This window comes from Rheinheimera sp. UJ51, from assembly GCF_020819615.1.
Lineage (GTDB): Bacteria > Pseudomonadota > Gammaproteobacteria > Enterobacterales > Alteromonadaceae > Alishewanella > Alishewanella maricola.
In genome coordinates, this window is record NZ_JAJHOG010000003.1 from 403,725 (window position 1) to 415,293 (window position 11,569).

12 protein-coding genes are annotated in these 11,569 nt (G+C 47.2%); 6 read left to right on the plus strand and 6 right to left on the minus strand.

The annotated features are described in order from the left end of the window. Positions 1 to 213: 213 nt before the first annotated feature. On the minus strand, positions 214 to 426 hold the full coding sequence (cspD, locus tag LMJ53_RS05845) for a cold shock domain-containing protein CspD (RefSeq protein WP_226750933.1): 213 nt from the start codon (positions 424 to 426) through the stop codon (positions 214 to 216). A 201-nt stretch (positions 427 to 627) separates the two neighbouring features. Between cspD and clpS the strand changes: the two genes are divergently transcribed. Together clpS and clpA are read left to right on the plus strand one after the other, a co-directional pair. After that, entirely contained in the window at positions 628 to 948 is a 321-nt protein-coding gene (gene clpS / locus LMJ53_RS05850) for an ATP-dependent Clp protease adapter ClpS (protein WP_226750934.1), read from the plus strand. 62 nt (positions 949 to 1,010) lie between these two features. Next, positions 1,011 to 3,275, plus strand: a complete 2,265-nt coding sequence (clpA, locus tag LMJ53_RS05855; protein WP_226750935.1) for an ATP-dependent Clp protease ATP-binding subunit ClpA — start codon at positions 1,011 to 1,013, stop codon at positions 3,273 to 3,275. Positions 3,276 to 3,411: 136 nt separating this feature from the next. Here clpA and infA read toward each other — a convergent pair whose 3' ends face one another. The 4 genes from infA to trxB all read right to left on the minus strand — a co-directional run bounded on the left by infA (position 3,412) and on the right by trxB (position 6,324). Then, positions 3,412 to 3,630 (minus strand): translation initiation factor IF-1, encoded by a 219-nt coding sequence (infA, locus tag LMJ53_RS05860; RefSeq protein ID WP_008610216.1) that lies wholly within the window; start codon positions 3,628 to 3,630, stop codon positions 3,412 to 3,414. A gap of 95 nt (positions 3,631 to 3,725) precedes the next feature. Continuing rightward, complete coding sequence (locus tag LMJ53_RS05865; RefSeq protein ID WP_229585227.1) at positions 3,726 to 4,451, minus strand: arginyltransferase; 726 nt, start codon at positions 4,449 to 4,451, stop codon at positions 3,726 to 3,728. 8 nt (positions 4,452 to 4,459) lie between these two features. Next, entirely contained in the window at positions 4,460 to 5,173 is a 714-nt protein-coding gene (gene aat / locus LMJ53_RS05870; protein ID WP_229585228.1) for a leucyl/phenylalanyl-tRNA--protein transferase, read from the minus strand. 194 nt (positions 5,174 to 5,367) lie between these two features. Further along, a complete protein-coding gene (trxB, locus tag LMJ53_RS05875) occupies positions 5,368 to 6,324 on the minus strand; it encodes a thioredoxin-disulfide reductase (RefSeq protein WP_229585229.1) in 957 nt (318 codons plus the stop codon). Between the two features lie 202 nt (positions 6,325 to 6,526). Here trxB and trhA point away from each other — a divergent pair, with 202 nt between their 5' ends. Beyond that, the gene (gene trhA / locus LMJ53_RS05880; protein ID WP_229585230.1) at positions 6,527 to 7,165 is read left to right on the plus strand and encodes a PAQR family membrane homeostasis protein TrhA; all 639 of its coding nucleotides are present in this window, start codon (positions 6,527 to 6,529) and stop codon (positions 7,163 to 7,165) included. Between the two features lie 13 nt (positions 7,166 to 7,178). On the opposite strand, the gene LMJ53_RS05885 is transcribed toward trhA, so the two are convergent. Further along, on the minus strand, positions 7,179 to 8,237 hold the full coding sequence (locus LMJ53_RS05885) for a mechanosensitive ion channel domain-containing protein (protein ID WP_229585231.1): 1,059 nt from the start codon (positions 8,235 to 8,237) through the stop codon (positions 7,179 to 7,181). Positions 8,238 to 8,425: 188 nt separating this feature from the next. Between LMJ53_RS05885 and LMJ53_RS05890 the strand changes: the two genes are divergently transcribed. The 3 genes from LMJ53_RS05890 to LMJ53_RS05900 are packed head-to-tail and all read left to right on the plus strand — an operon-like array spanning position 8,426 to position 11,210. Then, the gene (locus LMJ53_RS05890; RefSeq protein WP_229585232.1) at positions 8,426 to 9,661 is read left to right on the plus strand and encodes a glycosyltransferase; all 1,236 of its coding nucleotides are present in this window, start codon (positions 8,426 to 8,428) and stop codon (positions 9,659 to 9,661) included. Beyond that, the gene (locus LMJ53_RS05895; RefSeq protein WP_229585233.1) at positions 9,658 to 10,416 is read left to right on the plus strand and encodes a Nif3-like dinuclear metal center hexameric protein; all 759 of its coding nucleotides are present in this window, start codon (positions 9,658 to 9,660) and stop codon (positions 10,414 to 10,416) included. The genes LMJ53_RS05890 and LMJ53_RS05895 overlap by 4 nt, the downstream gene beginning before the upstream one ends. 20 nt (positions 10,417 to 10,436) lie before the next feature. After that, a complete protein-coding gene (locus tag LMJ53_RS05900) occupies positions 10,437 to 11,210 on the plus strand; it encodes a methyltransferase (RefSeq protein ID WP_229585234.1) in 774 nt (257 codons plus the stop codon). The last annotated feature ends 359 nt before the right edge of the window (positions 11,211 to 11,569 follow it).

Consider the following 11,569-nt stretch of genomic DNA (forward strand, 5'->3'; position numbering starts at 1 on the left):
TGGTTAAGCAAAAAGGCGCAACCCTCGGGTTAGCGCCTTTTTTCTGCCTGTAGTCACTGTAATGTAGAGAGAACAGCCAACGTTGTGAACCTGAAACAGCTCAGCAAGGTTGTGGATTGTACTCGGGCAGTTTAGTAAGCCACATCGGTTATTGGGGCAAGCTAACATTATGGCTAATGAACTTACCGAAATAACCGTAACGTGTTCGCTTACTTATTCTTCGCCAGGAAGTTTGATATTAACTGCATGTAAGCCCTTAGGCCCTTCAGACAAGTCAAATTCGACATCCTGACCCGCTTTTAGCGTGCGGTAGCCGTCCATGGTGATGGTTGAATAATGCGCGAAGATATCTTCGTCGCGCCCATCTTCCCGGATAAACCCAAATCCTTTTGCATTATTGAACCATTTTACTTTACCGGTAGCCATACTACTTACATCCTTCTCTAAGTTTAGCTATATTCTGTATGCTTGAGCTTCATGTTAGAGGAGCTTTTTGGTTGCTCCACTATCTAATGTAGATAATTTGTACAGACAGTCAAGGTATTTGCTGAAATATGCTAAATACTTTTACGCAATTTTAATTGAAGCGCCTTTGCTGGATGGCGCGCGCATGGCTATAGTTTATTTATGAGCGGTAATAACAATCCAAACGTACACTTTGATGACATTGCAGAATTAACGCGGCAACGACTGGCGCCACCCCCTATGTACAAGGTGGTTTTGCACAATGACGATTTCACGCCTATGGATTTTGTTATTGATGTGCTGTCACGGTTTTTTAACCTGCAGTACGAGCAGGCAACAGAAATTATGCTGAAAGTTCATTATGAGGGTAAAGCTGTTTGTGGCATCTACACGGCAGAAATAGCAGAAACTCGCGTACAGCAGGTCAGTGATTATGCCAAGGAGCATCAGCATCCGCTGTTATGCACCATGGAGCGAGCATAATCCAATGGGAACACCGACTGTGGTCGGAGAATTATCTAACTCAGGTGGATTAGGAGTAGTGCATGTTAAATAAAGATCTTGAGTTGACACTGAATGCGGCTTTCAGGTTCGCGCGTGACCGTCGTCATGAATTCATGACAGTAGAACATCTGCTGTTGTCCTTACTCGATAACCCTGCAGCAGGAGCAGCGTTAAAATCCTGCGGGGCTAATATTGATAAATTGCGCCACGAATTGGCCAGCTTTATTGACTCCACTACACCCGTATTGCCCGAAGGCGAACTCGAGCGCGATACCCAACCTACTTTAGGTTTTCAACGGGTTTTACAGCGCGCGGTATTTCACGTGCAGTCTTCAGGTAAGTCAGAAGTCACCGGCGCCAATGTGTTGGTGGCGATTTTCTCTGAGCAAGAGTCTCAGGCGGTGTATCTTCTGAAAAAAATCGATATCACACGCTTAGATGTGGTTAATTATATTTCACACGGCATCGCTAAAACGGAAAAGCTGGAGCAGCATGACGATACGCCCCCTGAAGAAATGGGCGAATCCTCGGCTGATGAGCATCGTTATTTAGAAAACTTCACGGCAAACTTAAATCAATTAGCGAAAAATGGTCAAATTGATCCGTTAATTGGCCGAGATGCCGAAGTCGAGCGGGCGGTACAAATTTTATGTCGGCGTAAAAAGAATAACCCTTTATTGGTTGGTGAAGCCGGGGTGGGCAAAACCGCCATAGCCGAGGGCTTAGCGTGGCGTATTGTGCAACAGCAAGTGCCTGAGGTGATTGCTGACGCAACGATTTACTCATTGGATATGGGCGCGTTACTGGCCGGCACCAAATACCGTGGCGACTTTGAGAAACGCTTAAAATCGTTATTAAAAGAAGTGGAACAAGAAAAAAATGCCATCTTATTTATTGATGAAATTCATACTGTAATTGGTGCTGGTGCCGCCTCTGGTGGCGTTATGGATGCCTCGAATTTAATTAAACCGTTATTATCCAGTGGGCGTTTACGCTGCATGGGCTCAACAACCTATCAAGAATTTAAAAGTATCTTTGAAAAAGATACCGCCTTGGTACGTCGTTTCCAAAAAATTGATGTGTTAGAACCGAGTGTTGACGACACGACGCGTATTTTAATTGGTTTAAAAGAGCGTTATGAAAAACATCACAACGTTAAATACACCCAAAAAGCGTTGCGTGCGGCAGCGGAGTTATCGGCAAAATACATTAACGAACGGCATTTACCAGACAAAGCCATCGATGTCATAGATGAAGCCGGCGCATCACAACGCTTATTACCGGCCTCTAAGCGCCGTAAAACGATTAACGTGGCAGAGATTGAACAAGTTATTGCCAAAATTGCGCGCATCCCTGAGAAGTCGGTATCGGCTTCAGATAAAGATGTGTTAGCCAATTTAGATCGTAATCTAAAAATGGTGGTGTTTGGTCAGAACGAACCGATTGATGTATTAACCTCGGCCATTCGTTTATCTCGCTCAGGTTTGGGCAATGAAGAAAAGCCGATTGGTAATTTCTTATTTGCGGGGCCAACCGGTGTAGGTAAAACCGAAGTGACCAAGCAATTGGCAAAAGTGATGGGCGTAGAGTTATTACGCTTTGATATGTCTGAATATATGGAACGCCATGCGGTCAGCCGCTTAATTGGCGCGCCGCCAGGCTATGTCGGGTTTGAACAAGGCGGCATGTTAACCGATGCCGTGTCAAAGCATCCCTATTCGGTGGTGTTGTTAGATGAAATTGAGAAAGCGCACTCCGATATCTACAACATTCTGCTGCAGGTTATGGATCATGGCACCCTAACCGATAATAATGGCCGTAAGATTGATTTTAGAAACGTGGTGTTGGTGATGACCACCAATGCGGGTGTACAAGAAACCATCCGTAAAACCATTGGCTTTAAGCAACAAGATCATAGCCATGATGCGTTAGCCGAAATTAACCGGACTTTTAGCCCTGAGTTTCGTAACCGCTTAGATGGCATTATTTGGTTTAAGCATTTAGATCCTGCCATTATTTTGCAAATCGTTGATAAGTTTATTTGTGATCTGCAAGTGCAGTTAGATAAAAAACAGGTGTCGTTAGAGTTAACTGCCGAAGCAAGACAATGGTTAGCAGACAAAGGCTATGATCCGGCAATGGGCGCACGGCCGATGGCGCGGGTTATTCAAGAGCATTTGAAAAAGCCGTTAGCGAACGAAATCTTATTTGGTAGTTTAAGCAGTGGCGGCGACGTGAAAGTCAGCTTAGTTGCTGATGCGCTGCAGTTTGATTATCAATCGAGCCAAGCTTTAGCGGATGCCTGATGAGTAAGCAGTCGCTGCCTAATCGGGTAGTGGCTGCTTGCTTTACTGCGCATCATCAAAAATGATTTAACGCAAAAACCCGGCTAATGCCGGGTTTGTCCAATAAACGAAACGCGTGTTCGTTTTTGGCTAATGCTTAACGCTGACGGAAAACGATCCGGCCTTTGGTTAAGTCGTACGGCGTCAGTTCAACCGTTACTTTGTCACCAGTTAAGATGCGGATATAGTTCTTACGCATTTTGCCAGAGATATGAGCGATCACAACATGACCGTTTTCAAGTTCAACTTTGAACATCGTATTTGGCAGGGTATCCAAAATGGTACCTTGCATCTCAATTACATCTTCTTTCGCCATTCAGCGTACTCGCCTCTATAAAAAATTGGGTGCCTTCGAAAAACAGCGCAGATTGTGCCGAAAAGCCGTCGATAAGTAAAGCAGCAAGCGCTTTTTTACGCAAATGAATGCCAGTAACCATTAAAAAAACGCTGATGAGGTCGAAATTCGCTCTTATAGGCCATTTTTTGGCAGCCTTCAATTTGATAGCCAAGGTAGACAAAACGCCGATCGGTGGTCGCGGCGAAGTCTAATAGATATAAAATCGCCAGCTTACCCGGTGAAAACCGAGCCCCTTCAGCAGCGAAAAAAGTATAGACCGCTGAAAAACTTTCACTAAGATCATCAATGATACTGACTGCCATTAACACATCAGCTTGATACAGCTTTAACAAGCGGATAGGTTGCCAGTGGCTATGTAATAACGAGTGTAATTGTTCATCTGTAGCCGGAAACATCACACTGTCGGCATGTTTAAAAGCGATATAGCGGCTGAATAAGGTAAATAACTCGGTGTATTCTGCGCTATCAATTTGGGGGGCGTCACTCAATTGATAATGCCAATGTTCGCGCTGTGCTTTATTTAATATGCGTCGCTGTGCGGCACTGGGTTGAAAATCGCTCACCAGTATCCGTAATGATTGACAGGCACTGCATGCTGCACAGTGCGGTCGATAAATTTGATCCCCACTGCGCCGGAAATTATAGGCGATGAGTTGGCTATAGGTATCGGCTTCAATTGGCTCAGGACCAATCAATACGGCTAATTGTTCTTGTTGTTCAGAGAGATAACTGCAGGTTGTCGGCTGCGTTAAACCAAATTGTAAGGCAATATTTTCCATTCAGAGCCTTAATACTGCAACGTTAAGGTTTGCGCTTGCCAATGTTTTGCCGGTGCCGGCAGAGTGCGGAGTTGTTGCAGCAATTCGAGGTAATCGGCTCTTGGCATGGTACTGGCACCTTGTTTTAATAAAAAAGGGTTGGGTAGCTGACAATCAATCCAGCCCGGTGCATAACGCTGTAAATGTTGTTGTAGCGCGACGAGCGCGAATTTAGCGCCATTGTCAATACGGTTGAACATCGATTCTCCACAAAACAACTGGCCTAATTGTACACCGTACAACCCTCCAACTAACTGCTGCTGTTGCCAGATTTCAATACTGTGCGCTAAGCCCTGTTGATGAAGCGCAATATAGGCTTGCTGAATATCAGGCAAGATCCATGTTTGTGCTTGGCTTGGTCGGGGGGCCGCGCAAAGTTTCACCACGGCAGCAAAGTCATGATTAAGGGTAATCTGCAGCTCGGATTTTTGCCATTGTTTACGCAAGGTGCGATTTAATTGCAGCGTGTTAGGAGGAAATACCGCACGCGTGCTCGGGCTCCACCATAACAGCGGGTCGCCATCGGCAAACCAAGGAAAAATACCAGATTGATAGGCCAACGTTAACCGTGCCACCGATAAATCCCCGCCCATCGCCAACAAACCATCCGGCTCGGTCAACGCTTGACTTACCGGGGGGAAAACAAGTGAATTAACAGTTAGCTCAGGCAAATAAATCGGCATAGCAATGTCCGGTTAAAAAGCGCTAAAAACCCCGTCACAACGCCAACCTGTCTCTGAGTGTGGTCTAACCTGTCTCAGAGTAAGGTCTGACCAGTGTCTGAGTGTGGTCCAACCTGTCTCAGAGTGCGGTCTGACCAGTCTCAGAGTGTGGTTGGACCTCACTCTGAGACGTTTAAGGTGTTAACGGGGATGGCTTATTTGGCAAGGGCGTCTAGGTAGCGCTCGGCATCCAGTGCAGCCATACAGCCTGAACCAGCTGAGGTGATGGCTTGACGATAAATATGGTCGGCAACATCACCGGCAGCGAAAACGCCTTCAATACTGGTTTGCGTCGCGTTGCCTTCAGTACCACTGTGTACTTTCAGGTAGCCGCCGTTCATTTCTAGTTGGCCAGCGAAGATGTCGGTATTCGGTTTATGACCAATGGCAATAAAGACGCCTTGTAAGGCGATATCTTTAGTCGCTTCCCCTTGGGTTGAGGCCAAACGTACACCATTCACGCCCATATCATCGCCTAGCACTTCTTCTAAGGTGCGGTGCGTGTGCAGAATAATGTTACCGCTGGCCACTTTAGCCATTAAACGGTCGATTAAGATTTTTTCCGCTTTGAAGGTATCGCGGCGGTGCACTAAATGTACTTCTGCAGCGATATTGGCTAAATACAGCGCTTCTTCCACTGCGGTATTACCGCCACCGATCACTGCCACTTTTTGGTTACGATAGAAGAAACCATCGCAGGTAGCACACGCTGAAACGCCACGGCCGCTATAAGCTTGCTCTGACTCTAAACCTAGATATTTAGCCGAAGCGCCGGTACAGATTATCAGCGCATCACAGCTGTATTGGCCGTTATCACCCGTTAACATAAAGGGGCGCTGTTGTAATTGCACGGTATGAATATGGTCAAACACGATCTCGGTATTGAAGGCTTCTGCGTGAGCCTGCATCCGTTCCATTAACGCTGGGCCTGTTAAACCATGCGCATCACCAGGCCAGTTTTCGACTTCAGTGGTGGTGGTTAATTGACCACCTTGCTGCATCCCCGTAATTAATACCGGTTGTAAGTTAGCACGGGCGGCATAAACGGCGGCCGTGTAACCGGCAGGGCCTGAGCCAAGAATAAGTAATTTGCTGTGTTTTATCTCTGACATCAGAGCGCTCCATTATCAATCATCAAAACAAGTAGGCGGATTCTACGGCAAAGGCCGAGCAAAGCGAAACCCCGTAAAGCGGATATGCGGGTGTTTTGCTGTAAATAAAGACGAACAGACAGTTAAAATTGTCGACAGTGGTTAGGCATTATCGATAAAGCTGGTAAGATGAGTTGCATAATCGCACCTATTTTAAGATGTTATGAGTCATTACAGCCGTTTAGAAGATCAATTACACAGTTTAAGCCATGGTATTGGTGCCTTACTGGCTTGTGTCGGTGGCTATGCCTTGTTTTCACATACCCTAGAGGGGGATGTTTGGCAGCGGGTGGCCGCGCTACTTTATGCCAGTGCTTTGGTGCTGCTGTATAGCAGTTCTTGTTTGTATCATGCGGTGGTGGATCCGGTATTAAAGTTTCGCTTTCGACAGCTTGATCACGCCGCAATTTTTATTTTAATTGCGGGTACTTACAGCCCCATAACCTTAGTCAGTTTGCGGGGGCATTGGGGCTTGGCGTTGTTTGCGCTGGTTTGGGCCATTGCCATTGGCGGCGTGTTGCTAGAATGGCTCACTGCGATGAAATACAAAAAAATGTCGCTGGCGCTTTATCTTGGCTTAGGTTGGGTGGCGGTTTTGGCGTTAAAACCGATGCTGCAGCAATTAGCGCCGGGGGCTTTAATGCTGCTGTTAGCCGGCGGCCTAAGTTATTCGTTTGGTGTCATTTTTTACGTTTGGAAAAGCTTGTACATGCATCATTTAATCTGGCATCTGTTTGTGATGGCCGGTAGTATTTTGCACTTTTTAGCGGTGTACTGGTATGTGCTACCCGCACCCCGCTAAGTGTGATTTAAGCTTATTGAGCAGGCGATTCGGCTTGTTCAACCGGGGTATCATTTAATATTTTTAGCTGATCTTTTAGCATTTTTAGTTGCTGCTGAAGCAGTTCTTTTTGCTCATCTTTGGCATCGCCTAACCTTTGTTCACACTCGGCAATTTGTGCCTGCAAGCCTGCTTTAGCGTTCTCGCGTTGCTCTGCTTCTTCGGCTTTATCAAACACGACGCTTTCTGCCACATTTTCAGTGTGACTCGGTGCAATAGGTTGGCGCCCCACAGGGATCACCTTGCCATCATCTGGCACTTTACGTTGATTCATAAAGCTGGGTGACATAATTTCGATACCCTCACCATGCAGGCCATCTAAAACCTGTTTGCGCAAATTTGAACGAGCACTGAGTAAACTTTTTACATCAACCAACATACCGCTGATTTTATAAGTAATCGCGAAATTACCCAGTTCAAGCACTTGCACAAAGGGATCGGTTAACTGGCTATTTTCCGCCGCTTGAAGTAGCAGCGTTTCAACTTGAGCATGATGCACATCATAGCCCAGAGATAAGGTTGTTGAGACAATACAACCCGAGCTGCGCGTCACAGTAACGGCGGTACTGACCAGAAGGGTATTGGGGATCGCCACCAATTCACGGTTTTCGGTTTGGATTTCGGTATCCAGTAAACCGCGTTCTACCACACGACCGAATAGCTCCCCAACTTGAATAAAATCACCGGTACGAAATGGCTTAGTCACACGCAACATGGTACCGGCCATAATATTCGAAAATATAGTGCTAGAAGAAAACGCAAATACCCCCGAAATGACTAAACCAATTAATCCAATCACTTGGTTGCGGGAGCTATCACTTACCGGCAACGACAGGGCAATGGCTATCACACCCATCAGCGTTAGCGTTAACATGGCTAATTGCCGTGGGAAAAGGCGTTCATTGCCATCATCCTGATGGCGCTGGATTAACAATACGTGCGAGATCCACAAGATTGCACTGACGATGATCACCGTAACCGTTAGCGGTAAAAACAGCAGTATCGTTTCGTTAACTGTTTGCAACAGTGACATAAAGACGTATTCCTTAATCGCAAAGTGATGCAGACAACCTGATGTTGCTGATAATGATGAACACTAGCCAATCACCTGATTTTAATCAATGTCTTTTTATCACAACGCCAGTGAAATGCCGGTGGGCAACACAGATGCTATTTACAGGCTGAGCAGGTAGAATATGGCCTTTTTGAAAAGGAGCCAACATGCCACTGTTAGTGATTATTGGTTACGTTTGGCCTGAACCCAATTCGTCGGCGGCGGGGAGCCGAATGCTCAGTTTACTGCAGTTATTTCAACAGCAGGGCTGGCAGGTGATCTTTGCCAGCGCGGCGGAAAAAAGCCCACATCGCTTTGCTTTAGAAAGTATTGGTGTTACTGAGCAGAGCATTGCACTGAACGACAGCCGTTTTGATCAATGGATCGCTGAGTTACAACCTGCTGCCGTATTGTTCGACCGTTTTATGCTGGAAGAACAATTTGGCTGGCGCGTAGCCGAGGCTTGCCCAGAGGCTTTACGTATACTTGATATGGAAGACGTGCATGCGCTGCGCCATGCCCGGCATGACGCTGTTAAGCAGCAGCGACCGTTGCAGCTAGCTGACTTGAACAATGAACTTGCTATGCGTGAAGTGGCCGCGATTTATCGCTGTGATCTTACCTTGGTAATTTCTGAGTATGAGCTGCAATTATTACAACAGCATTATCAGCTGCCAGCCAACTTACTGGCCTATTGCCCATTTTGGCAAACTGAGCCGGTTGCTAGCGCTCCGGGCTTTGCTGAACGCCATCACTTTATCAGTATTGGTAATTTCCGGCATGCGCCCAATTGGGATGCCGTATTGTGGTTAAAGCAGCAGTTGTGGCCGCAGATCCGAGCGCAGTTACCCCAAGCAGAGCTGCACATTTACGGTGCCTATCCGCCACCCAAAGCCACCGCCTTACATAATGCTCGAGAAGGCTTTTTAGTGAAAGGCTGGGTAGATAATGCCGAGCAGGTTATGCGTCAAGCTCGAGTCTGTTTAGCACCGCTGCGCTTTGGCGCCGGTTTAAAAGGCAAATTATTGCAAGCCATGCAATGTGGTACACCCAGTGTGACGACGCCCATTGGTGCTGAAGGGATGACCATCGAGAGTGGCTGGGCCGGTCAGATCGCCCAGACCAGCAGCGAGCAGGCAGCTGCCGCCTGTCAGTTGTATCAAGATGCTGCCGCTTGGCAAAGCGCGCAACAGCAAGGTTATCACATTTTAGCTACGCGCTTTGCCAGTGATCAAGCTCAGTATTTTTGGCAGCGATTACAACCGCTGTTGATCGAAACGGCTTTAACGCGAGCAGAGCGGCGCGCCAGCAATTTTACTGGCCAGATGTTACAATCGCATGCTTATCGTAGTACCCGTTATATGGGGCAGTGGATAGAAGCGAAAAATAGGAAAATGCCATGATTGAACGCCAACAGTTAGTCGACTATTTGGATCAGTTACTCGACAGTGGGCGCATTAAAGATTATTGCCCTAATGGTTTGCAGGTAGAAGGCAAAGCACAGATCCAAACCGTGGTCACCGGTGTCACCGCCAGCATGGCGCTATTAGAGCAAGCGGCTGCCTTAAATGCCGATGCCATCCTGGTGCATCACGGTTACTTCTGGAAAAATGAAGCGCCCATGGTGGTTGGCATGAAAAAGCGCCGTTTACAGCTTTTGCTAGCGCATGACATCAATTTACTGGGCTATCATTTGCCGTTAGATGTGCACCCAACCTTAGGCAATAATGCGCAATTAGCCCAGATTTTACATCTTGAAACGGCCACCCCCGTGTTAGGTGTCGAGCCGCTTGGCGTATTGCAACAAGGTGAGCTCGCCAAAGCAACGCCACTAACCGACATTGCGGCGTTGTTAGCAGAACAATTGCAGCGCGACCTGTTGGTGGAAGATGTGGGCATTGGTGCAGTAACCAAATTAGCATGGTGTAGCGGCGGCGGCCAAGGCTATATTGAACAAGCCGCAGCGGCCGGGGCACAGCTATTTATCAGCGGTGAAGTCTCAGAGCAAACTATCCACTGTGCGCGCGAGCTGGGCATTCATTTTATTGCCGCAGGCCATCACGCCACAGAGCGTTATGGTGTAAAAGCTTTGGGTGAGCATTTAGCCACTGAGCTGGGTTTAACCGTACATTTTGTTGATATTGCTAACCCGGCCTAAGCCGCCGACAAAGAGGCGCAATGCGCGATAAATTAACCGATCGTAATTTTGATCAATTAGCTGAGCGTTTCCAGCAAAACATTTATAACACCAGCAAGGGGCAGTTACGCCAAGCGGTGTTAATGCGCGATCTTTTGGCGCTACCGCTGTTAGCTAAGCCTTGTTCGGTGTTAGATGTCGGCGGTGGTCAGGGGCAACTCGCTTTGCGGCTAGCAGCCTTGGGGCATCAGGTGCACTTAACCGATATTTCTGCCGACATGCTGGCGATTGCACAGGCGCAAGCTGCAGCGGCAAACTTGTCGCAACAGTTTCGCTTTACCCATAGCCCATTACAAACCTTGGCGAGTCAACTTGCCGGGCAACAGTATCCGCTGGTGCTTTGTCATGCGGTATTAGAGTGGTTGGTTGATCCGGCCAGCGCAATTCAACAATTACGGCAAGTGCTGGCGCCCGGTGGCATTTTGTCGCTGATGTTTTTTAATAAAGACGCGCTACGCTTTAGTAATATTTTGTATGGCAACTTTGATTACGTAAAAGCCGATATGAGAGTGAAAAAACCGGTGCGCTTAAGCCCACAACAGCCGTTACTGCAAGCGGATGTGCTGGCGTGGTGTCAACAAGCGGGGCTCAGCGTCATCAGTAAAAGTGGTGTTCGCTGTTTTCATGATTATTTACGCGATCGTCAGCTACAAATCACTCAATACAGCGAACTTGAAGCGCTCGAGTTACAATACAATCAACAAGAGCCTTATGCCTCGTTAGGGCGTTACACGCATTTACTGCTGCAAGGTTAAGCAAACCGTGATGGGTATGACACGTCAGTCAGCATGAATTAGTAGCACTTATAGGACCTGATATTGCAACTGAACTGTACTACCCAGTTTCGGTAACTAGCTTCGGGGGCAGATACCAAGACTCTATTGATGAGTTAATAGCGAAATAAACTTTGGCTGGAAACGTCTTTTTCAGGGATGAAAAAGAGGAGCGTACACGGATGTATTTACCGCGTGCTCCAGTCGAAGCTTTACGTAGCGTTTAACCTTTTCGCCGTTGGCGAGATACTTTCTTTTGCGTCGCCAAAAGAAAGTATCCAAAGAAAATGCGACCCCACTTCCGCTCGAAAGCCCGACTGCTCATGCGCTGTCCAAGGCGA

Bases quoted from the DNA above. Each gene is read 5' to 3' on its own strand.
- LMJ53_RS05890 (WP_229585232.1), top strand. From the start codon at position 8,426: ATGCCACTGTTAGTGATTATTGGTTACGTTTGGCCTGAACCCAATTCG.
- trhA (WP_229585230.1), top strand. From the start codon at position 6,527: ATGAGTCATTACAGCCGTTTAGAAGATCAATTACACAGTTTAAGCCAT.
- aat (WP_229585228.1), bottom strand. From the start codon at position 5,173: ATGCCGATTTATTTGCCTGAGCTAACTGTTAATTCACTTGTTTTCCCC.
- LMJ53_RS05895 (WP_229585233.1), top strand. From the start codon at position 9,658: ATGATTGAACGCCAACAGTTAGTCGACTATTTGGATCAGTTACTCGAC.
- clpS (WP_226750934.1), top strand. From the start codon at position 628: ATGAGCGGTAATAACAATCCAAACGTACACTTTGATGACATTGCAGAA.
- infA (WP_008610216.1), bottom strand. From the start codon at position 3,630: ATGGCGAAAGAAGATGTAATTGAGATGCAAGGTACCATTTTGGATACC.
- clpA (WP_226750935.1), top strand. From the start codon at position 1,011: ATGTTAAATAAAGATCTTGAGTTGACACTGAATGCGGCTTTCAGGTTC.
- LMJ53_RS05900 (WP_229585234.1), top strand. From the start codon at position 10,437: ATGCGCGATAAATTAACCGATCGTAATTTTGATCAATTAGCTGAGCGT.
- LMJ53_RS05865 (WP_229585227.1), bottom strand. From the start codon at position 4,451: ATGGAAAATATTGCCTTACAATTTGGTTTAACGCAGCCGACAACCTGC.
- LMJ53_RS05885 (WP_229585231.1), bottom strand. From the start codon at position 8,237: ATGTCACTGTTGCAAACAGTTAACGAAACGATACTGCTGTTTTTACCG.
- trxB (WP_229585229.1), bottom strand. From the start codon at position 6,324: ATGTCAGAGATAAAACACAGCAAATTACTTATTCTTGGCTCAGGCCCT.
- cspD (WP_226750933.1), bottom strand. From the start codon at position 426: ATGGCTACCGGTAAAGTAAAATGGTTCAATAATGCAAAAGGATTTGGG.